The 21,277-nt window shown below is 67.0% G+C and carries 18 protein-coding genes and 1 pseudogene; 13 read left to right on the top strand and 6 right to left on the bottom strand.

The window, feature by feature from the left end; all coding sequences use genetic code 11:
• Nucleotides 1-32 precede the first annotated feature (32 nt).
• Both A5708_RS27910 and A5708_RS27095 read right to left on the bottom strand, forming a co-directional pair.
• Complete coding sequence (locus tag A5708_RS27910) at nt 33-1,142, bottom strand: catalase family protein (RefSeq protein ID WP_196772491.1); 1,110 nt, start codon at nt 1,140-1,142, stop codon at nt 33-35.
• A gap of 15 nt (nt 1,143-1,157) precedes the next feature.
• A pseudogene (locus A5708_RS27095) lies at nt 1,158-2,915 on the bottom strand (peroxidase family protein); the annotation flags it as partial.
• Nucleotides 2,916-3,261: 346 nt separating this feature from the next.
• On the opposite strand from A5708_RS27095, the gene A5708_RS01470 reads away from it, so the two are divergent.
• Nucleotides 3,262-4,680 (top strand): S1 family peptidase, encoded by a 1,419-nt coding sequence (locus A5708_RS01470; RefSeq protein WP_081292773.1) that lies wholly within the window; start codon nt 3,262-3,264, stop codon nt 4,678-4,680.
• A 251-nt stretch (nt 4,681-4,931) separates the two neighbouring features.
• On the top strand, nt 4,932-5,258 hold the full coding sequence (locus A5708_RS01465) for a hypothetical protein (RefSeq protein ID WP_419538292.1): 327 nt from the start codon (nt 4,932-4,934) through the stop codon (nt 5,256-5,258).
• 16 nt (nt 5,259-5,274) lie between these two features.
• On the opposite strand, the gene A5708_RS01460 is transcribed toward A5708_RS01465, so the two are convergent.
• Nucleotides 5,275-6,024 carry an enoyl-CoA hydratase gene (locus tag A5708_RS01460; protein ID WP_065026935.1) on the bottom strand — a complete coding sequence of 250 codons (750 nt, stop codon included), beginning with the start codon at nt 6,022-6,024 and terminating at the stop codon, nt 5,275-5,277.
• Between the two features lie 595 nt (nt 6,025-6,619).
• Between A5708_RS01460 and A5708_RS01450 the strand changes: the two genes are divergently transcribed.
• Complete coding sequence (locus tag A5708_RS01450) at nt 6,620-6,889, top strand: DUF2277 domain-containing protein (protein ID WP_065026933.1); 270 nt, start codon at nt 6,620-6,622, stop codon at nt 6,887-6,889.
• Nucleotides 6,886-7,446 carry a DUF1802 family protein gene (locus tag A5708_RS01445; RefSeq protein WP_065026910.1) on the top strand — a complete coding sequence of 187 codons (561 nt, stop codon included), beginning with the start codon at nt 6,886-6,888 and terminating at the stop codon, nt 7,444-7,446. Before A5708_RS01450 ends, A5708_RS01445 begins: the two co-directional genes overlap by 4 nt.
• Here A5708_RS01445 and A5708_RS01440 read toward each other — a convergent pair.
• Together A5708_RS01440 and A5708_RS01435 are read right to left on the bottom strand one after the other, a co-directional pair.
• Entirely contained in the window at nt 7,405-9,135 is a 1,731-nt protein-coding gene (locus A5708_RS01440) for a CocE/NonD family hydrolase (protein WP_065026934.1), read from the bottom strand. The genes A5708_RS01445 and A5708_RS01440 overlap by 42 nt on opposite strands.
• Before the next feature lie 52 nt (nt 9,136-9,187).
• The gene (locus A5708_RS01435) at nt 9,188-9,775 is read right to left on the bottom strand and encodes a DUF3558 domain-containing protein (RefSeq protein ID WP_065026909.1); all 588 of its coding nucleotides are present in this window, start codon (nt 9,773-9,775) and stop codon (nt 9,188-9,190) included.
• A 161-nt stretch (nt 9,776-9,936) separates the two neighbouring features.
• Between A5708_RS01435 and A5708_RS01430 the strand changes: the two genes are divergently transcribed.
• The 5 genes from A5708_RS01430 to A5708_RS01410 all read left to right on the top strand — a co-directional run bounded on the left by A5708_RS01430 (nt 9,937) and on the right by A5708_RS01410 (nt 15,048).
• A complete protein-coding gene (locus A5708_RS01430; protein ID WP_065026908.1) occupies nt 9,937-10,914 on the top strand; it encodes a metallophosphoesterase family protein in 978 nt (325 codons plus the stop codon).
• Complete coding sequence (locus A5708_RS01425; RefSeq protein WP_065026907.1) at nt 10,911-11,591, top strand: 4'-phosphopantetheinyl transferase family protein; 681 nt, start codon at nt 10,911-10,913, stop codon at nt 11,589-11,591. Before A5708_RS01430 ends, A5708_RS01425 begins: the two co-directional genes overlap by 4 nt.
• Nucleotides 11,588-12,490 carry a tRNA pseudouridine(55) synthase TruB gene (gene truB, locus A5708_RS01420; protein WP_065026906.1) on the top strand — a complete coding sequence of 301 codons (903 nt, stop codon included), beginning with the start codon at nt 11,588-11,590 and terminating at the stop codon, nt 12,488-12,490. The genes A5708_RS01425 and truB overlap by 4 nt, the downstream gene beginning before the upstream one ends.
• Before the next feature lie 91 nt (nt 12,491-12,581).
• On the top strand, nt 12,582-13,772 hold the full coding sequence (locus A5708_RS01415) for a lipid-transfer protein (RefSeq protein WP_065026905.1): 1,191 nt from the start codon (nt 12,582-12,584) through the stop codon (nt 13,770-13,772).
• 7 nt (nt 13,773-13,779) lie between these two features.
• On the top strand, nt 13,780-15,048 hold the full coding sequence (locus A5708_RS01410; protein WP_065026904.1) for an acyl-CoA dehydrogenase family protein: 1,269 nt from the start codon (nt 13,780-13,782) through the stop codon (nt 15,046-15,048).
• A 14-nt stretch (nt 15,049-15,062) separates the two neighbouring features.
• Here A5708_RS01410 and mntR read toward each other — a convergent pair whose 3' ends face one another.
• Entirely contained in the window at nt 15,063-15,767 is a 705-nt protein-coding gene (mntR, locus tag A5708_RS01405; protein WP_065026903.1) for a manganese-binding transcriptional regulator MntR, read from the bottom strand.
• A 112-nt stretch (nt 15,768-15,879) separates the two neighbouring features.
• Here mntR and A5708_RS01400 point away from each other — a divergent pair, with 112 nt between their 5' ends.
• The 4 genes from A5708_RS01400 (at nt 15,880) to A5708_RS01385 (ending at nt 21,256) form a co-directional block, all read left to right on the top strand.
• The gene (locus A5708_RS01400; protein WP_065026902.1) at nt 15,880-16,851 is read left to right on the top strand and encodes a bifunctional riboflavin kinase/FAD synthetase; all 972 of its coding nucleotides are present in this window, start codon (nt 15,880-15,882) and stop codon (nt 16,849-16,851) included.
• 145 nt (nt 16,852-16,996) lie between these two features.
• Nucleotides 16,997-17,266, top strand: coding sequence for a 30S ribosomal protein S15 (rpsO, locus tag A5708_RS01395; RefSeq protein ID WP_007775081.1), 270 nt, complete (start codon nt 16,997-16,999; stop codon nt 17,264-17,266).
• A 365-nt stretch (nt 17,267-17,631) separates the two neighbouring features.
• Entirely contained in the window at nt 17,632-19,896 is a 2,265-nt protein-coding gene (locus tag A5708_RS01390) for a polyribonucleotide nucleotidyltransferase (RefSeq protein WP_081292772.1), read from the top strand.
• On the top strand, nt 19,874-21,256 hold the full coding sequence (locus A5708_RS01385) for a M16 family metallopeptidase (protein ID WP_065026900.1): 1,383 nt from the start codon (nt 19,874-19,876) through the stop codon (nt 21,254-21,256). The genes A5708_RS01390 and A5708_RS01385 overlap by 23 nt, the downstream gene beginning before the upstream one ends.
• The last annotated feature ends 21 nt before the right edge of the window (nt 21,257-21,277 follow it).

The following is a 21,277-nucleotide window of genomic DNA, read 5'->3' as shown; positions in this document are numbered from 1 at the left end:
CGGGCCAGTCGATCGTGCGTTGTTTGCAGAGATTAATCCGGACGATGATCGGGCAAGTCGCTGATATGTGCCGGTTCCTGTTGTGCCACTCGATTTTTCTCGTGACGGAACTTGCTGGATTCCTCGTACACCCGTTTCTTGAGACGGTTGATGGAGCCCAGCGGGCGATGAACGACCAGTGTTCGCCACGAGTTGAACGATAGGACGTCGTCACCGTATTGGCGCCGCGCGGGGCTGTCCGCGTTTTGGGATTCGAACACTATCCTGGCGATGGTGCGATAAGGCGAAGCAGACGCCGGCCATTCCACCGAGGCGTCCTCGATCGGCATCGTCTGAGTGTCGGTGCACAGTTGGACCTGCAGCTCGTATTCGGCACGGTTGCTCTCGAAGAATTGGACCACCGAGTCGCGGTGCGCATCAGGGCCGGCGTTGGGGGATATGGGCACACCCATCAGTGCTTTCACCGCCGGCGAAGAAGGCATGTAGCGGATCTTGACCACATGGTTGCCATAGCGCAACGGAGCCGACGAGTAGAAGATCTCCCCCAAAAGGTGATTATTGGGGAGGATCAGCAGGGCCAGCGTCGGTGAGAGCCGTATTCCAGCCCAGACAGCGGCATCGAGCACGTGGCCGACCATCCCGAGCCAGTCGTCCGGCAGCCGCGCCAACAGCCACGCCGCCAACATTCCTTTCGTGGCGTAGGCGCGGACGTCGGCAAACGGGAATTCGCGGTGGGTAACCAGTACGAAGTCTTGCGTGGTGGCCTCCGGCTCACCCGGCAACCCGGTGTCGGGCTCCCGGTCACCCGGGACCTCGAGCACCTTGATGCCGAGGCCACGGACCCCGCGGAGCTGGTCGCTGCGCAGCGCGCCCGAGGTGCTGGAGAGGCGGGCGATGACGTCGAATTCCTTCTTCGTCTCCGCGAACAGGCCCTGGCGCAGCTCGTCGTCGAGCCCATCGTTCACGATGAGTTTCCCCTGCAGGATGCCGTGGCTCTTGGCGTGCGCGTCGCGAATCCCGTGCTTGTATCTGCGGTACGCCCGTGTGTTATTCCAGTGCAGCACCTTGACGATCCAGCCAATCCACAGGTCCTCGCCGCACCGTCGTTGTTCCAGATCCTCGCTGTAGGCGATGGGTTTCACAGGGGCTTTCCCGGTGACCCGCTTCCAGGGTGCGAACGGGTTCTTGACGCCGCACAGGGCGGGTTCCAGCGCCGGGAAGTGCCGTAACAGGACGGTGCGCATGTTGTTCTCGGCGATCCAGTCCATACCGGCCTGCGTATAGATCTCGGGTCGAAAGTCGTTCGTGAAAAAACGGTCGCTGTTCAGCCGTCTGGAGGCCATCAGCATGAAGATGCGAAATGCGGTGTCGCTGAACCCGAATCCGGGCGGCTTTGGTTCGGCGTACAACCCGATCATCAGGTCCACCCGCTCCACGTCTCCGTACACATCGCGCAACTCCTGGGCCCACTGCGGATTGTCGGTGAGGTCCTCGAACGACGAGGCCGGCCTCAGGCGCAGCAACCGGCGAAATTCGTTGTAGCGCGGGACGCCGCGTTCCCGTATCCGGACGATGTCAATCGTAGCGAGGTCGACGAGCGGTCCGTCCATGTGCTGCTTGAATTCCTGCAAGTGCGTGGGGAAGTTGTGCAGGTTGAGCGCGCCCGGGTAGGAGCGGCCGAAGGAGTAGAAGATGTCCTCCATCTTGTATTCACCCAGCCGATCGCGGACCGCACCGAGCAGCAAGTCGCGTAGCTGGTAGTCGCCGAGCTTGGTGTTGTCGGTGGCGGAGCGGAAGACGAAGTCATCCGGGATCAGCGGGTGCATCCGGTAGACCGCGACGAATTCCTCGGTGAGGGAGTACGGAACCCCGAAATGGTCCGTCGGCGATCCCGGTATGCCTTGCAGGATCTCACTTTTGAAGATCCGACGCCTGAAGCGCCGACGGAAGCCCTCGCCGAGAACCCCAAACCAGTTGGCGCGCATCCCGTACACGGTGGTGGGGTGGGCGATGATCGCCGGAGTCCAGTCGATGGTGTGGATCTTGGCCATCAGCGCGATGTTGACCAGTCGCGCCTTGTCGTACAGCTCGTCGTCGGACATATTCGGGTATTCGGCGGCCAGCCGCTCGCATATCGCGTTGTGCTCCCGCATGAACAGGGAATGCAGGATCGCCAGGCCCAGCCAGTAGTTCCCGGCGGGGCCGCGATAGTCGAGGCAGTGGTCGAGGTCTTCGGGCGTCAGCCCGAGCTTGTCGATCCGCAGCTTGCCCTTGCGCTCACCGCGACGCAGGCCGTTGGCGAAATCCAGGCTGCGCCCGTACATTTGGGAGCTATCCCACCAGTGGGTGTCTTTCGTCACGAATGTGGGTTCGCCGGCAGGGTCAGCGCTTGGGTCGGGCACCGTCCGCGATACGAGCATGGGCCGGTTGGGCCACGTGTCGTGGTCGGCGATCTCGATTCTCCACGGGTTGTGTTCGAGGGTTCCGTGGCTGAACCAATCGTGTACTTCGAACTGGATCCATGCCGCCGCAAGCAGGTTCAGCGTGGTCGCCGGCTGGAAGCCGCCGTTGCCACGGCTGAGAAGGCGCTGGCTCACCTCTCGAGGGTTCGGATCTTCCTCCAGTCGCCAACGATCCTCGGGACGTGTGTCCGAGAGAGGAATGTTGCGGCCGAACCTGCTGCCCTGTGACCCCATGAGCGGATCGAGAAGGTCGTTGTAGGTGCCGTTGAGGGTGCGAGCGGTGAGGTTACCGGCTTGCGGGTCCGCGTGCGGCGGTCGGTCCTTCGGTCCGCGACCGGTGTCGTACAAATTCAGGGCTCGAAGCCGGTTCCGCAATCCGACCAGTATCGGAATGCCCAGTGGCGGCGGCAACCGCCACCACACGACCGATCGGTCGACCGTTTCGGCGGCCAGCGAGAGAAGCTTTGACAGCGGTCCGGTCACGATGGCCCCCCTTTCTCTGCTTCGGCGGGGATGACCTTGTGCGCATGCGGTGAGGGGCTACTTGATGGGTCCGGACAATAGCAATGTCTCGCCATCGATACGGCCTAACAGCGGAATTGGGGTGGGCTTCGTTGTCGTCCACGTCCCGTATCAACCTCGTCACAAGCGTGTGTCACAAGTCTGCTACTTGCGTCGGCCGTAGCCGCCCCGCACAAGACAGGTAGTCGCTACTCGCGTTTCCGCACCACGGCCGACCATACGTTCCTCCGGTACCCGACCGGTTCGACCGGTCACAACCGCAAGGAGGAAAACCGAAATGTCCACACTCGCAACGGGGTCCGCCGTGATCCCGCCCACTATTGAGGGCCGTGCGTCTGCACCCAGACGGCGGGCCGGGGCGAATCGTCTCGTCGCCGCGGTGATTCGCGGGATTGTCGGGACGGCGACGCTGGCGTTGACGATGCTGGGTTTTGTGCTCGGCACGCCAACCGCGCACGCTACCGACCAGACGGCAATCGACGCGAAGATCACCCAGTCGCTGATGTACGTCTACACCTCTTACTCGGCGAACCTGCTCGTCCCGGGAGACTACTTCGCCGATGGCCAGGCCCGGTGGGAAGGCGCCGTCAGCCTTGCCTTCACCTGTAGCGGGGTGGTGGTCGACCCGGCCGGCTTCATCGCTACCGACGGGCACTGCGTCGACTACAACCAGATGGACGTGAGGCAGGAGATCATCAAATCGATCGCCATCGGTGACGGCAACCGCTTCCGGGGGATCTTCGTCGATGAATACGGGCGGGTTCAGATCACCCAGAAGCAACTGGACAATTTCATCTACCGGGCGCTGCAGGAGGAGTGGCTGATCGAGGGCAAGGACCCGAAATCCCCACCCGCCCGCACTGTTCAGGTGATCCAGCCGATGCAGCCCAACCGGGTCATCTCGGAGTGGACGACCGCGCAGGTTGTCGACTTCCAGGCCTTCGACAACGAGGACAACGCGCTGCTCAAGGTGTCCAACGTCGCACCGCTGCAGGCATTGCCGGTGGCGTCCGACGCGCCGCCGCCGGGAACCGCGGTCACAGCGTCGGGGTTCCCGGGCGATGTGGTGTCGGGGATGGACAAGACCCGCACCCAGCCGCCCAGCTTCAAGGAGGGCAGCGTCTCCAGTCACCAGGTTCAGCAGAACGGCGCGGCCCGCACTGAGATCAGCGCGGCGATGACCAACGGTATGTCCGGTGGGCCGGTGATCGACAACAAGACGGGTGAGGTGATCGGCCTGGTCGATTACGGCGTGTACAACCCGACGTGGCAGCAGATGGAGTCCAGCTTCAACTTCGCCACGGATTCGGCTGCGCTGCATGCGTTCTTGCTGAAGAACGGCGTGCACCTGGTGGCGCCGACCGTTCCGGCACAACCGTCATTCCCGTGGGTGTGGATCGGCGTCGGCGGTGCAGCGGTCCTGGTACTGCTGTCTCCGCCCTTGGTGTTGGTGTTACGGCGAAGGGCAAAACGGCGCAGCGTGCGGCCGGTTGACGGCAGCCAACTACTTCAGCCGGTGCCGGTCACCCAGCCGGTCGCCCAGCCGCTCGAGGCCACTCAGCAATCGCCGACTGGCACGCAACAGCCGCCGAGTGACCTGCAAAGCGGCTTGACGACGGCGAAACCCGATGATCTGGCATCGATAGCAGCGGAGGTGATGACACCGACTCCCAATGGGACAGGAGAAATCAAATAAATGAGGTGTGCCGGGGAAGGCATACCATCCCGGGTCGGGTGGAGGTCAGTCGCCTCCACCCGACCTCTATGCGTGGGTCAAGGCTCGGAATAGCTTGCGATGCAGGGTATCTGGATGTGATGTAGCTGAAACGGAGTCGCCCGATGACACGCCGGACGCTCCGTGGTACCTGCCTCGACGGTCTGCGCACTTTCGAAACCGGGTACCGCGCTACTCGCGTTTTTGCACCGGCTTGGCCGAACGATATGTTCATGACCACGACCACGAATGTGTCGCCGAATGCGGTCGGCGAGCAGCGTAATCGCCCCGGACGGTTCGTCCGCCGCAGGCGCTCGCTCAAGCCGTATCTGAGGAATCGGACGGCGACCAGATACCAGTTGACCGACCGCTTACATGGTGAGCGCACGGTTTACGTGTCGGTGGACGAGATCGTGACAACGATCTCGGGGTGGTTGGCTGAGCTCGGCGTGGACAGCCCGTTGGTCGAGGATCTCGCTCATGCGGTGCGCGTTGGAGATTGGTGGAAAGCGTACCGTCTTGGTGATTGTCTCTCGGTGGAAGTAACCGGCGCGCAGTGAGGCAGGCAGTGCGACCTCAGCGCACCTGCGAGCGGCCGCGTTGCAGCACGGCTTCCCGGTTGGCGGCGATGTCGTCGCCGCTGGTCCGGAACTGCCTCGCCGCCGTCGCCTCCTGCCACAGCCCCGCGCTGGTCTGCGCGTCGTCGATGCGGTGATAGGACGCCAGCAGCGCCCGCACCGCGTCCTGGTTGTTCCCGACGATCGAGGCCGCCACCGCCCGGGAGGCGCCCAGCAACTCGTCGTGCGGCACCACCTCGGTCACCAGGCCGGCGCGCAGCGCGTCGGCGGCGGACAGGTAATCCCCGGTCATGCTCATCCGCCGGGCCAGGCCGACCCCCACCTTCTGCGGCAACCGCACGCTCAAGCCCCAGGTGGGCAGCAGCCCCACCCGGGCGTGCGTGTCGGCGAACCGGGCGTTCTCCGAGGCGACCAGAATGTCGCAGTACAGCGCCAGCTCCAGGCCGCCGGTCACCGCGGCGCCGTTGATCGCGCCGATCACCGGCTTGGTCAGCGCCGGCCACCGCGGCGAGATGTCCGGGAGCGCCGTCGAGCCGCCCAGCTCCTTGAGGTCCAGTCCCGCGCAGAACACCGGGTCGGCGCCCGTGACGATGATGACGTCGACGTCGTCGTCGGTTTCGGCGTCGGCCAGCGCGCCGAAGAAGCGGTCCCGCAACGCCGACGACAGCGCGTTGCGCGACTGGGGTCGGTTGAGGGTCAGGGTGCGCACTCGCTCGTCGGTGTCGATCAGCAGGATCTCGTCGGTCATGACATCACCGTAGCCAGTCGCGAAAACCGCCAATGCCATCGGCTGCGTGAATTCGCCACGGCAGATGATCCGTCGTTGTGAAAAAAGCAGCCCCATAACGCAGGTAGGCGATCGGCGAGGTCGATCAATGCAGGTAGCTCACTACGCGTGCCACCGCGGAACCGGCGGCCGTACGTTCCTCACGTCAACAATCCGAAACTTCGTCAGGAGGAACAAGGTCATGTCTACGACACGAGTAATCGCTGTAGTTCTGGTATTCGATGACACCGGTACCTTCACCGTGCCGGGCTGCGGGAATTCGCCTGAGGCTGCTGACACCGTCCACAGACAACTCAGGCGGGCAACATGACCCACACCGCCGGTCCGTCGGAGCTGAAGCGTCCCATGACTGTCGCGTCGCTGAGCCAGCTTCTGCATGAGTTTGGCGTCGAGTTGCGCCGGTTGGCCTATACGATGCCTGGCGGGCATGAGGACCCACTCATACGACTGAGTGAGCGGATGGTCCGCTGCGCGCGGGGACAGGTCAATGAGTAGCCCTTTGCGTGATACCGATGACGGGGAGCGGCGGCGCCGAACAGCGCTTATCGTGGGACAGATGTGCCGGAACATCACCGAACTGCGCGGTCTGCAGCCCGCGGCCACGGCCGAGGAGATCGCCGCGGCCGCGCGGCAGTACGTGCGCAAGGTCAGCGGCATCTCCCACCCCTCGGCGGCCAACGTCGACGCGTTCGAGGTGGCGGTTGCCGAGGTCACCGAGACGACGACGCGGCTGCTTCGGCAGCTGCCGCCGCGGCGCCAGCCACCGAAGACGGTCCCGCCGCTGCGGCGCCCCGAGGTGATCGCGCGGATGGCGGGCGCGAAATGACCGTCACCACAACGACGCCCGCGCTCAAGGAGTGGAGCGCGGCGGTGCACGCCCTGCTGGACGGCCGCCAGAGCATACTGCTGCGCAAGGGCGGCATCGGGGAGAAGCGATTCGAACTGGCCGCCCGCGAGTTCCTGTTGTTCCCGACGGTCGCGCACAGCCATGCCGAGCGGGTGCGCCCCGAGCATCAAGACCTGCTGGCACCCGCGGCCACCGACAGCACCGAGGACGAGCTGGTGATTCGGGCCGCCGCGAAAGTCGTTGCGGCGGTGGCGGTTGAGCGCCCGGACGGCCTTGCGGCCATCGAGGACCTGCACATCTGGACGCCGGAGTCGGTGCGCGCCGACCGGCTCGACTTTCGTCCAAAGCACAAGCTGGCCGTGCTGGTGGTATCGGTGATCCCACTGGCCGAGCCGGTGCGTCTGGACCGGACTGCGGAGTATGGCGGCTGCAAGAGCTGGGTGGAGTTGCCCGTGCGGGCGTCGTTCGCGGCGCCGGTGCACGACGACGCGGCGCTAGCCGCGGTCGCCGACCGGGTCCGCGCCGCCGTTGGCTGACAGCTCGGCCGGCCCGACCGGGAGCAGCAGCCGGGAGCGCCCGTAGCGCACGGTGTGGGTCACCGGCGTCGGCTGCCGGCCGGTCAGCACCGGTTCGCCGGAGCCGAGGTTGTGCGCGTAGCGCGGGGACCAGCTGCCGGCGACCAGCACCCGGATGCGCGAACCGGCCCGGAAGCGGTGGGCCATGCCGTCGAGCTCGAGGCGAACGATCTTCTCGGACTTGGGTTTTGCCGCGGCGTGCAGCCGGCGGTACGCCTCGCTGACGTTGCGCGACCGGCCCTTGCTGTCGACCTCGCTCACCCGCACGAACAGGTCGGCGTGCGGACCGTCCGCGCCGTGGGCGAGCTCGATGACCGGGCTGCCGTAGACGTACACGTCCTCGGTGAGGGTCGCACTGGTGAACGCCAGTACGTCATCACGCGAAGCCAGCCGGCTGTCGTCGCGGTAGCCGCCGTTGGCGGACAGCAACGGGCCCCCGGTCGTCGGCGTCGGATTGGCCGGATCGTGACGAAAGGTGGCCGGGGCCAAGCCTTTCAGGGCCGGCGCGGTCTCGCCCAGGTAGCCGCCGGGCCGCAGATACATGGCGCGTTCGATGGTGGCCGGCGGCCAGTCGGGAAGGCTGCGCCAGCCCCCGCCCGCGCCGCCGCCGGTGACGTAGACCCGCACCCGGCTGGTCCGGCGTGACGTGGTCGCATCGCCCAGATGGGTGCCCAGCCAATCCAATGCCTCACGAGCGCAGGTGGAGAACCCGCTGGTGAGCAGCTGGGTGTGCGTCCAGGGGCCGACGGTGAGCGCGACCTCGACGCCGCGGCCGCGCAGGTGCGCGTACTGCTGCAGCGTCTGCCTGATGAAGATGTCTTGCCAGCCGCCCACCAACAACACCGGCACCTGCACGCGGTCCAGCGCGTCGTTGCACCGCAACGCATTCCAGAACGGGTCGTCAGGATCGCTGTGCTCGACCCAGGATTCGAACCAGGGGGCGCCCGTGCCGAGCAGGCTGCGCGCGGCGTCGCCCAGCGGCACCGCGGCCGCCGCCCGCGCCACCCTGCGGCGGGTCTGCAGCTGGCGCAGCGCGGCGCGGACACGCACCGGGTCCTCCTGGTGCGCCACCATGTCGCTCCACCCCAGAAAGTCGTTGACCGCGAATGTTCCTGTGCCCCACGTTGATTCGTTGAAGTCGTGCGGGCCCACCATGATGACGGCGGTGGCCAGTTCCGGTGGGGGATCCTGCAGCAGTGCCCATTGTGTGAACCCCAGGTACGACATGCCGATGGTGGCGAAGCGGCCGGTGAACCATGGCTGCTCGCGCAGCCAGGCGACGGTGTCGGCGCCGTCGTCGACCTCGTTGGCCATCGGCTCGAACACCCCGCCTGATCCGAACGTGCCGCGCACGCTCTGCAGCACCACGTGGTAGCCGCGCGACGCGTACAACGCGCCGAAGATCAGCGTGAACGGGAATCCGCGGCCGTAGGGTCCGCGGACCAGCAGGGTGCCTCGGGCCGACGCGGTGGCCGGCGCGTAGTGGTCGGCCACCAGCTGGACGCGGTCGCGCATCGGCACAGCGACGCGCTGCACGGTGTAGTCGGTGGTGGCCGGCGGCAGGCCGAGTAGGCGGCCTGCGGCCTTGCCGCCCAGGTGTCGCAGGGTCTGCAGCGCCGGCTGCGCGGATTGGATCGCGGTCGTACTCACGGCCTTCACATTAAGACCCGGTCAACCGGCTGCGACTCGACCCGGGGAGAAATCAGAACTTGTAATACGGTGCGAGGTCGTTGGCGCGCTGCAGATTGGTCTGCATGCAATCGACCTCGGGGTTGGAGTAGACGGTCGAGTAGTACAGCGCCTGCTGCAGCACGCCGTAGCTGGTCTTGAACACGACCATGCAGGAGTAGTACCAGTAGCTGTTGTGGTAGGTGGGCTTGAGCACCCAGTATTGGGCGGCGCGGTGACCGGCGATCGTCGTCTCGACCGCATCGGCGGGCAGCGATTGCTCGTAGCTGCGCCAGATGATCGGCTCGACGGCCACCTGATAGTTCCCGGCGTCGAAGTGGCAGCGCAGCCCGTCTTCGTGTTCGGGCGGTGTGAAACCCAAACCGAGCCCCTGGATGACGTCGAACGGGATGTCCTCGCACGCGTCGAAGGGGCGCGGATCGGTGGTCGCCACGATCGGGCTCTTCATGGTGGTTTCCATCGGCTGCGCGGTCGACCTCAGCTCGACGGACCGGTCGCCGCCACCCGGCGCGGCCGGGGCGGTCAACAGGCCCACTGTGCCCGCGATGGCCGCCGTGAGCAGCGCACCCAGCGCCCCCATCAGACGAACATTGGCGAACACGACACCCCCCTGACGCCTCAGCGGTCCTTTGGAGGGGAGTGTACAAGTCTCGCGCGCGGCGTCACAGGCAAACCTGAACTTGTTCTAACTCACCGGCTCGCGCTCCGAAATGATGCCCGTGAAAGGGGCTTGCCCGGTTCGGGTCGTTAGGGTGGTTAATCGTGGCTGGGTATTCAGCGGGGCAGGAATCGACCAACGGTGGGCAACCGACGCTGTGGGCGGTGTCGGACCTGCACACCGGTCACCTCGGCAACAAGCCGGTCACCGAATCGCTGCATCCCTCCTCGCCGGATGACTGGCTTATCGTCGCCGGCGACGTCGCCGAACGTACCGACGAGATCCGTTGGGCCCTTGACCTGCTGCGACGGCGCTTCGCCAAGGTGATCTGGGTGCCGGGCAACCACGAGCTGTGGACCACCACCCGCGATCCGGTGCAGATCTTCGGCAAGGCGCGCTACGAGTACCTGGTCAACATGTGCGACGAGATGGGCGTGGTCACGCCCGAGCATCCGTTCCCGGTGTGGACCGAGCGCGGTGGCCCGGCAACGATCGTCCCGATGTTCCTGCTCTACGACTACAGCTTCTTGCCCGAGGGGGCCACGAGCAAAGCCGAAGGCCTGACCATCGCACGCGAGCGCAACGTGGTGGCCACCGACGAGTTCCTGCTCTCCCCGGAGCCCTACGCCACCCGTGAGGCATGGTGCCGCGAGCGCCTGCAGATCACTCGTGCCCGCCTCGAAGAGCTGGACTGGATGAACCCGACGGTCCTGGTGAATCACTTCCCGCTGGTCCGCGACCCCTGCGACGCGCTGTTCTACCCCGAGTTCTCGCTGTGGTGCGGAACCACCAAGACCGCCGACTGGCATACCCGCTACAACGCCGTGTGTTCGGTCTACGGCCACCTGCACATCCCGCGGACCACCTGGTACGACGACGTGCGCTTCGAGGAAGTGTCAGTGGGCTATCCGCGGGAGTGGCGCCGCCGCAAGCCGCCCAGCTGGCTGCGCCAGGTGCTGCCGGATCCGCAGTACTCGCCGGGCGACCTCAACGACTTCGGCGGCCACTTCAAGATCACCCCCGAGATGAAGGCGCAGGCCGCACAGTTCCGGGAACGGTTGCGGCAGCGGCAATCACGATGACGGGGGACATGCTGGTTTCCTCGGTGCTGCCGGTGACCGACGGCCTGGCCTACTCGGAGGTGTATGCCGATCCGCCCGACCTCGCGCCGCTGCCCGAAGAGGAGCCGCTGATCGCCCGGTCGGTGGCCAAGCGGCGCAACGAGTTCATCACCGTCCGGCACTGCGCCCGGATCGCGCTGGGCGAGCTCGGTCTGCCGCCGGTGCCGATCCTCAAGGGCGAGAAGGGTGAACCCTGCTGGCCCGACGGCGTCGTGGGCAGCCTCACCCACTGCACGGGCTATCGGGGTGCGGTGGTGGGCCGCACCGACGCGGTGCGCTCGGTGGGCATCGACGCCGAACCGCACGACGTTCTGCCCGACGGCGTGCTCAACGCGATCAGCCTGCCGGCCGAGCGCAGCGAGATCCCCGCACGCCTGACCGGGGACCTGCATTGGGACCGAATCCTGTTCTGCGCCAAGGAGGCAACGTACAAGGCCTGGTTCCCATTGACCAAACGGTGGCTGGGCTTCGAGGACGCGCACATCGCGTTCGAGGCGGACGGCCCCGGGGCGGCGACGGGCGGGTTCGTGTCGCAAATCCTGATCGATCCCCAAGCGCTGTCCGGCCCGCCGCTGACCGAACTGCGCGGCCGGTGGTCGGTAGAGCGCGGGCTGGTGCTGACCGCCATCGTGCTATGAGCCAAAGTCCCACCGGGCCAGGGATAGTCATCGTCGACAAGCCGCCCGGAATGACCAGTCACGACGTGGTCGGTCGTTGCCGCCGGATCTTTTCCACCCGCAGGGTGGGGCACGCGGGGACGCTGGATCCGATGGCCACCGGCGTGCTGGTGATCGGCGTCGAGCGCGCCACCAAGATCCTCGGCCTGCTGACCGCGACCGCCAAGTCCTACACCGCGACCATCCGCCTGGGTCAGAGCACGTCCACCGACGACGCCGAGGGTGAACTGGTGCACAGCGTCTCGGCGCGGCACCTGACGAGCGAGGCCATCGAATCCGCGGTGGGCGGCCTGCGTGGCGACATCGAGCAGGTGCCGTCGACGGTCAGCGCCATCAAGGTCGACGGCAAGCGCGCCTACCGGCTGGCCCGGGAGGGTCAAACCGTGGAACTGAAGGCTCGCCCGGTGCGCATCGACCGGTTCGAGGTGTGCGACGTCCGGCCCGGATCCGACGGCGACGACGTCGTCGACCTGGACGTCGCAGTGGACTGCTCGTCGGGAACCTACATCCGCGCCCTGGCTCGCGACCTCGGGGCGGCCCTCGGGGTGGGCGGGCACCTGACGGCGTTGCGGCGCACCAGCGTCGGGCGCTTCGGGCTCGATCAGGCCTACCCGCTCGACGAGCTGGCGGAGCGCCCGCGGCTCAGCTACAGCCTGGACGAGGCCTGCCTGTTGATCTTTCCGCGCCGCGACCTGTCGGCCGAGGAGGCCGAGGCGACCGGCAACGGCCGGTCGCTGGAGCCGGCGGGCATCGAGGGCATCTACGCGGCCTGCGACCCCGGCGGCCGGGTGATGGCACTGCTGCGCGACGAGGGCTCGCGGACCAAGCCGGTGGTGGTGATCCGCCCGGCGACGCTGTAACGGCCCCGGCCGAACGGTTGGTTGGGTTACGTTGCACACTGAATGCCTAGACCGCATGCCTAGACCGCCCACGGTTCGGAAGGGGACAAAGATGTCCAGCAAGGTTTATGTCGTCGGTGTCGGGATGACGAAATTCGAGAAGCCGGGCCGCCGTGAGGGCTGGGACTATCCGGACATGGCCCGGGAATCGGGAACCAACGCCCTGCAGGACGCCGGCATCGACTACCGCGAGGTCCAGCAGGGCTACGTCGGCTACGTCGCCGGTGATTCGACGTCGGGGCAGCGGGCGCTGTATGAGCTGGGCATGACCGGCATCCCGGTGGTCAACGTCAACAACAACTGCTCCACCGGCTCGACGGCGCTGTTCCTGGCCGCGCAGGCCATCCGCGGCGGCATCGTCGACTGCGCGATCGCGCTCGGCTTCGAGAAGATGCAGCCCGGGTCGCTGGGCGGCGGCGCCCAGGACCGTGAATCGCCGATGGCCAAGCACGTCAAGGCGATGGCCGCCATCGACGAGTTCGCGATGCCCGTCGCGCCGTGGATGTTCGGTGCCGCCGGACGCGAGCACATGAAGCAATACGGCAGCACCGCAGAGCATTTCGCCAAGATCGGCTACAAGAACCACAAGCACTCGGTCAACAACCCGTTCGCCCAGTTCCAGGAGTCCTACACGCTCGACGACATCCTGGCGGCGCGGATGATCTCCGACCCGCTGACCAAGCTGCAGTGTTCGCCCACCTCGGACGGCTCGGGTGCGGCCATCCTCGCCTCGGAGAGCTTCGTCGACAGCCACGGTCTGGCCGGCCAGGCGGTGGAGATCGTCGGGCAGGCCATGACCACCGACTTCGCCTCGACGTTCGACGGCAGCGCGAAGAACCTTATCGGTTACGACATGAATGTCCAGGCCGCACAACAGGTCTACGACCAGTCCGGGCTCGGGCCGCAGGACTTCCAGGTGATCGAGCTGCACGACTGCTTCTCGGCCAACGAACTGCTGCTGTACGAGGCCCTCGGACTGTGCGGTCCGGGTGAGGCGCCGAAGCTGATCGACAACAACGACACCACCTACGGCGGCCGCTGGGTGGTCAACCCGTCCGGCGGTCTGATCTCCAAGGGGCACCCGCTGGGCGCGACCGGCCTGGCGCAGTGCGCCGAACTGACCTGGCAGCTGCGCGGCACCGCCGACAAGCGTCAGGTCGACAACGTCAGCGCCGCACTGCAACACAACATCGGACTGGGCGGCGCCGCCGTCGTCACCGCCTACCAGCGCGCCGAGCGTTGAGGACGCCATGATCGAGTGGTCCGACACCGACCTGATGGTCCGGGATGCGGTTCGCCAGTTCGTCGACAAAGAGATTCGTCCGCACATCGACGAACTCGAAACCGGTGAGATGTCGCCGTATCCGATCGCGCGAAAGCTGTTCAGCCAGTTCGGCCTCGACGCCATGGCCGCCGAGTCGGTCAAGAAGATGCTGGACCGCGAGCGGGCCAAGCTCGACGGCGCGCCCACTCCCGAGGGGCAGGAAGAAAAGTCCGACGAGTCAGGCGGTTTCGGCGGCGCGCAGGGGTCGATGATCGCGGTGCTGGTTTCCGAGATCGCGAGGGTCAGCATCGGGTTGCTCAGCACCGCGTCGGTGAGCCTCGGCCTGGGCGCGGCGACCATCATGAGCCGCGGCACGCTGGCGCAGAAGGAACGCTGGCTGCCCGAGCTGATGACGCTGGAAAAGATTGCGGCATGGGCGATTACCGAGCCCGACTCGGGCTCGGACGCATTCGGCGGCATGAAGACCTACGTCAAGCGCGACGGCCAGGACTACATCCTCAACGGGCAGAAGACCTTCATCACCAACGGGCCCTGCGCCGACGTCCTGATCGTGTACGCCAAACTCGACGAGGGCGATGCGAGCCCGGACAAGCAGGACAAGCGCAACCGGCCGGTGCTGGTCTTCGTGCTCGACGCGGGCATGCCGGGCCTCACGCAGGGCAAGCCGTTCAAGAAGATGGGCATGATGTCCTCGCCGACCGGCGAGCTGTTCTTCGACAACGTGCGGCTGGGCCCGGACCGGTTGCTCGGCGAGAGCGAACAGCACACCGACGGCGACGGCCGCGACAGCGCCCGCGCCAATTTCGCCGCCGAGCGGATCGGGATCGCGATGATGGCGTTGGGCATCATCGACGAATGCCACCGGCTGTGCGTGGATTACGCCAACAGCCGGACGTTGTGGGGCAAGAACATCGGGCAATTCCAGCTGATCCAGCTCAAGCTGGCCAAGATGGAGATCGCCCGAATGAACGTGCAGAACATGGTCTTTCACACCATCGAGCGCCAGCAGGCCGGCAAGCCGCTGACCCTGGCCGAGGCGTCGGCGATCAAGCTGTACTCGTCGGAGGCGGCCACCGACGTGGCGATGGAGGCCGTACAGCTGTTCGGCGGCAACGGATACATGGCCGAATACCGGGTGGAGCAGCTGGCCCGCGACGCCAAGTCACTGATGATCTACGCGGGCAGCAACGAGGTTCAGGTCACCCATATCGCCAAGGGCCTGCTGGCCGACTGAGCGCCTGAGCCGGGTCAGGCCGTCACCCAGATGGCGCGGGCCGCCGGGCTGCCCAGGTCGACCGTCGTCTCGGCGCCGTCGCCGGAGTCGATCGCGACCGAGATCATGCCGGCGAATTCGCGTCGGGTCAGGACCCGCAGCCGGGAGTCGAGGTTGATGCCGACATCGGTGAAGTAGCGCAGCATCTCGGGGTCGGCGTCGGAGATGCGCGCCACCGTCCCGGTGTCCCCGTCGTCGCACGCCCACAGCTGGCGGGCCGGCGGGGTGGGCACCTGCCCGTCCGAGGCCGGGATCGGGTCACCGTGCGGGTCGCGCTGCGGGAAGCCCAGTTTGGCGTCGATGCGCGCCACCAGCCGATCGGACACCGCGTGCTCGAGCACCTCGGCTTCGTCGTGCACTTCGTCCCAGGCGTAGCCGAGCTCGTTGACCAGGAAGGTCTCCAGCAGCCGGTGCCGGCGCACCATTTCCAGCGCCGCGCGCCGGCCCGCCTCGGTCAACGTCACCGCACCGTACTTCTCGTGGTCGACCAGCCCCTGCTCGGCGAGCTTGCGGATGGACTCCGAGGCCGTGCTGGCCGACACCCCGATCTTCTCGGCCAGCATCTTGGTGCTGACCTTCTGCGGCGCGTCTTTGGGGGACCACTCCTGGGCATTCCAGATGACCTTGAGGTAGTCCTGGCCGACCGCGGTGATGCCGCCACGCTCTTCGTCAGCCCTCACACCGAGAAAGTTTAGGCAACCCACGCCTAATCCGGCGTGTTCCCCGACACCATGGCGGGGTTTGCCCCTCTGGATCTCCCGGTGGACCACTGCGCGCCGTAGGCTTGCGGGCGTGCAGCGGTGGCGCGGCCAAGACGAGATTCCCACGGACTGGGGCAGGTGTGTGCTCACCATCGGTGTATTCGACGGTGTGCATCGCGGCCACGCCGAGCTGATCGCGCATGCGGTCAAGGCGGCGCGGGCCCGCAACGTCCCGACGGTGCTGATGACGTTCGACCCGCATCCGATGGAAGTGGTCTACCCGGGCAGCCATCCCGCTCAGCTGACGACGCTGACCCGGCGCGCCGAGCTGGTTGAGGAGCTGGGCATCGACGTCTTCCTGGTGATGCCGTTCACCACCGACTTCATGAAGCTCACCCCGGAGCGCTACGTGCACGAACTGCTGGTGGAGAACCTGCATGTCGTCGAAGTCGTGGTGGGGGAGAACTTCACCTTCGGCAAGAAGGCGGCCGGCACCGTCGACACCCTGCGCAAGGCGGGGGACAGGTTCGGGTTCTCGGTCGAGTCGATGTCGCTGCTGTCCGAGCATCACAGCAACGAGACCGTGACGTTCTCGTCCACCTACATCCGGTCCTGCGTGGACGCGGGCGACATGGTGGCGGCCACCGAGGCGCTGGGCCGCCCGCACCGCGTCGAGGGTGTGGTGGTGCGCGGCCACGGGCGCGGAATCGAGCTGGGTTACCCGACGGCCAACGTGGCGCCGCCGATGTACTCGGCCATCCCGGCCGACGGCGTGTACGCCGCGTGGTTCACCGTGCTCGGGCACGGACCGGCCACCGGCACCGTCATCCCCGGTGAGCGCTACCAGGCGGCGGTGTCGGTCGGCACCAACCCGACCTTCTCCGGGCGCACCCGCACCGTCGAGGCGTTCGTCCTGGACACCACCGCCGACCTCTACGGCCAGCACGTCGCCCTCGATTTCGTCGCCCGGATCCGCGGTCAGCACAGGTTCGACTCCGTCAAGGAACTCGTCGTCGCGATGGGCAAGGACACCGAGAAGGCGCGTCAGCTGCTCACCGAGTGATTAGCCGGCGTGAGCGGTCCGCGACGATTCGAGCCGGGCACCTTCTGGCTGCTAAACTGCCGGACGACATCGGCGCGCGCTGCGGTTCGCGGTGGCCGCGCCTTGAACATTCACCTTTCGCGGACCGATTGATGGAGATAATTTCGTGGCGCTGACAGCCGAGCAGAAAAAAGAAATCCTGGGCAACTACGGCCTGCATGGCACCGACACCGGTTCCCCCGAGGCGCAGGTCGCGCTGCTGACCAAGCGGATCGCCGACCTGACCGAGCACCTGAAGGTGCACAAGCACGACCACCACTCGCGGCGCGGGCTGCTGCTGCTGGTCGGACGCCGCCGCCGGCTGCTCAAGTACGTCGCGCAGATCGATGTCGAGCGGTACCGCTCGCTGGTCGAGCGACTGGGCCTGCGTCGCTGACGCAACCCCCGCCGGGGCGGTAGCGCCCCGCAAATTCCGAGCGATATGGCGGGCAGGGGTCGCCCGTGTAGAGTAAGGACGTTCTGGGCCGGTTCGGCCGGAGCAAACGGTGCGGTCACGCAGATCCGCGTGTGCCGTTCCAGCGTGTCACTACGCACGTTCGAGGGAGCAGCCAGTCTGCATCGGGCGGTCTTCGGTAGTGGCTGCCGGGCTCTCCGGATCTGGGGCAGGTCGGCCGCTTCGATCGATGGCCGTAGCCGTATTCAGACTCAACGCCTCCCGCGGGTGACCCGTGGCCGTCAGGCCTGCGGTTCGCGCGTGGCCACGCGAAAAAGCTGAATACAAGAGAGGCCGTACGGACGTCTATGTCTGTCGCTGAAATTGAAGAGGGCGTGTTCGAGGCGACCGCCACCATCGACAACGGGAGCTTCGGCACCCGCACCATCCGTTTCGAGACCGGCCGGTTGGCCCAGCAGGCAGCTGGCGCCGTGGTCGCGTACCTCGACGACGAGAACATGCTGTTGTCGGCGACCACCGCCAGCAAGAGCCCCAAGGAGCACTTCGACTTCTTCCCGCTGACCGTCGATGTCGAGGAGCGGATGTATGCCGCCGGTCGCATCCCCGGTTCGTTCTTCCGTCGCGAGGGCCGTCCCTCCACCGACGCGATCCTGACCTGCCGGCTCATCGACCGGCCGCTGCGCCCGTCGTTCGTCTCGGGGCTGCGCAACGAGATCCAGGTCGTGGTCACGGTCATGAGCCTGGACCCCAACGACCTGTACGACGTGCTGGCGATCAACGCCGCGTCGGCCTCCACCCAGCTGAGCGGGCTGCCGTTCTCGGGCCCGATCGGCGGCGTGCGGGTCGCGCTCATCGACGGCCAATGGGTGGCGTTCCCCACCGTCGAGCAGCTCGAGCGGGCCGTGTTCGACATGGTCGTCGCCGGCCGCAAGGTCGAGGGTGACGTCGCGATCATGATGGTCGAGGCCGAGGCCACCGAGAAGGTCATCGAGCTCGTCGAGGGCGGCGCCCAGGCGCCGACGGAAACCGTTGTGGCCGAAGGACTCGAGGCCGCCAAGCCGTTCATCGCCGCGCTGTGTACCGCGCAGGAGGAGCTGGCCGGGGCCGCCGCCAAGCCGGTCGGTGAGTTCCCGACGTTCCCGGACTACCAGGAAGACGTCTACTACTCGGTCGCCTCGCTGGCCACCGACGAGCTGGCGAAGGCGCTGACCATCGGCGGCAAGGCAGAGCGCGACGCGCGCACCGACGAGCTGAAAGCGGAAGTACTGGCGCGGCTCACCGGGGATTCTGCGACCTTCGAGGGCCGCGAGAAAGAGGTCAGCGCCGCCTACCGGTCGCTGACCAAGAAGCTGGTGCGCCAGCGCATCCTGACCGACCACTTCCGCATCGACGGCCGCGGCATCACCGACATCCGCGCGTTGTCGGCCGAGGTCGCCGTGGTGCCGCGGGCGCACGGCAGCGCGCTGTTCCAGCGCGGCGAGACCCAGATCCTGGGTGTCACCACGCTCGACATGGTCAAGATGGCTCAGCAGATCGACTCGCTGGGACCCGAGACCTCCAAGCGCTACATGCACCACTACAACTTCCCGCCGTTCTCCACCGGCGAGACCGGCCGCGTGGGCTCGCCCAAGCGGCGCGAGATCGGGCACGGCGCGCTCGCCGAGCGCGCGCTGATCCCGGTGCTGCCGGGCGTCGAGGAGTTCCCCTACGCCATCCGTCAGGTGTCCGAGGCGCTGGGCTCCAACGGCTCGACGTCGATGGGTTCGGTGTGCGCGTCCACCCTGTCGCTGCTGAATGCCGGTGTGCCGCTGAAGGCGCCGGTGGCCGGCATCGCGATGGGCCTGGTCTCCGATGACGTCGAGGTCGACGGCAAGACCGAGCGTCGCTTCGTCACCCTGACCGACATTCTGGGCGCCGAGGACGCGTTCGGCGACATGGACTTCAAGTGCGCGGGCACCAAGGACTTCGTCACCGCGCTGCAGCTGGACACCAAGCTCGACGGCATTCCGTCGCAGGTGCTGGCGGGCGCGCTGGGGCAGGCCAAGGACGCGCGGCTGACCATCCTGGAGGTCATGGCCGAGGCGATCGACGCGCCCGACGAGATGAGCCCGTATGCGCCGCGGGTCACCACCATCAAGGTTCCGGTGGACAAGATCGGTGAGGTGATCGGGCCCAAGGGCAAGGTCATCAACGCGATCACCGAGGAGACCGGCGCGCAGATCTCCATCGAGGACGACGGCACCGTGTTCGTCGGCGCCACCGACGGGCCCTCGGCGCAGGCCGCGATCGACCGGATCAACGCCATCGCCAACCCGCAGCTGCCGACCGTCGGCGAGCGGTTCCTCGGAACCGTGGTCAAGACAACGGATTTCGGTGCGTTCGTGTCGCTGCTGCCCGGCCGTGACGGCCTGGTGCACATCTCCAAGCTCGGCAAGGGCAAGCGGATCGCGAAGGTCGAGGACGTGGTGAACGTCGGCGACAAGCTGCGCGTCGAGATCGCCGACATCGACAAGCGGGGCAAGATCTCGCTGGTTCTGGTGGAGGAAGACAACTCGGCTCCCGCCGATGCCCCGGCGGCCACCCCTGCCGATGCCGCGACGGCGAGCAGCTGACCCATCGACCGGGACGCGTCCCGGTCGGGCCGGTGCGCTGCGCCGGAGCAAGGTCGCTGAGGAGGAATCGGCATCCCACGCCACGCTGCGGCGCACCACGCTGCCGGGTGGTTTGCGGGTGGTCACCGAGTACCTGCCCGCGGTGCGTTCCGCCTCGGTCGGGGTCTGGGTCGGGGTCGGCTCGCGCGACGAGGGTGCCACCGTGGCCGGCGCCGCGCACTTCCTCGAGCATCTGCTGTTCAAGTCCACACCCAGCCGCACGGCGGTGGACATCGCGCAGGCGATGGACGCCGTCGGGGGAGAGCTGAACGCGTTCACTGCGAAGGAGCACACCTGCTACTACGCGCACGTGCTCGACAGCGATCTGGCGCTGGCGGTCGACCTGGTCGCCGACGTGGTGCTCAACGGGTGCTGCGCGGCCGACGATGTCGAGCTGGAACGCGACGTCGTCCTCGAAGAGATCGCGATGCGCGACGACGACCCCGAGGACGCACTCGGCGACATGTTCCTGAGTGCGCTGTTCGGTGACCACCCGGTGGGCCGCCCCGTCATCGGGACCGCGCGGTCGGTGACGTCGATGACGCGCAACCAGCTGCACTCGTTTCACGTCCGGCGCTACACGCCCGAGCGGATGGTGGTGGCGGTGGCCGGCAACGTCGACCACGACGAGGTGGTTGCGTTGGTGCGCCAGCACTTCGGCCCGCATCTGGTCCGCGGCCGCGAACCGATCGCGCCGCGCAAGGGCGCCGGACGGGTCACCGGCCGACCCGGCCTGCTGCTGGGCAGCCGGGACGCTGAGCAGGCGCACGTGTCGTTGGGTGTCCGCACGCCCGGCCGCGGCTGGGAGCATCGCTGGGCGCTGTCGGTGCTCAACACCGCGCTGGGCGGCGGCCTGAGCTCCCGGTTGTTCCAGCAGGTTCGGGAACTGCGCGGGCTGGCCTACTCCGTGTACTCGACGGTGGACGTGTTCGCCGACAGCGGCGCGCTATCCGTGTACGCGGCTTGCCAGCCCGAACGCTTCGCCGAGGTGATGGCGGTGACCAGCGACGTGCTCGAGTCGGTGGCGCGCGACGGCATCACCGAGTCGGAATGCCGGATCGCGAAGGGATCGTTGCGCGGCGGTCTGGTGCTCGGACTGGAGGATTCCAGCTCGCGGATGAGCCGGCTGGGCCGCAGCGAGCTCAACTACGGCATGCACCGCAGCATCGAGCACACCCTGCACCAGATCGATAAGGTGACCGTCGAGGAGGTCAACGCGGTGGCGCACAAGCTGCTCGGGCAGCGCTACGGCGCCGCGGTTCTGGGGCCGTATGCCGCCAAACGGTCACTGCCCCAACAACTTCGGGCGATGGTACGGTAGCTTAGTGTCCGCCTTCTTACT

It is taken from the genome of Mycobacterium colombiense, from assembly GCF_001672755.1.
Taxonomy (GTDB): Bacteria; Actinomycetota; Actinomycetes; order Mycobacteriales; family Mycobacteriaceae; genus Mycobacterium; species Mycobacterium colombiense_C.
Note: the sequence above shows the minus strand (reverse complement) of the source record. Positions and strands in the feature narration are given on the sequence as shown.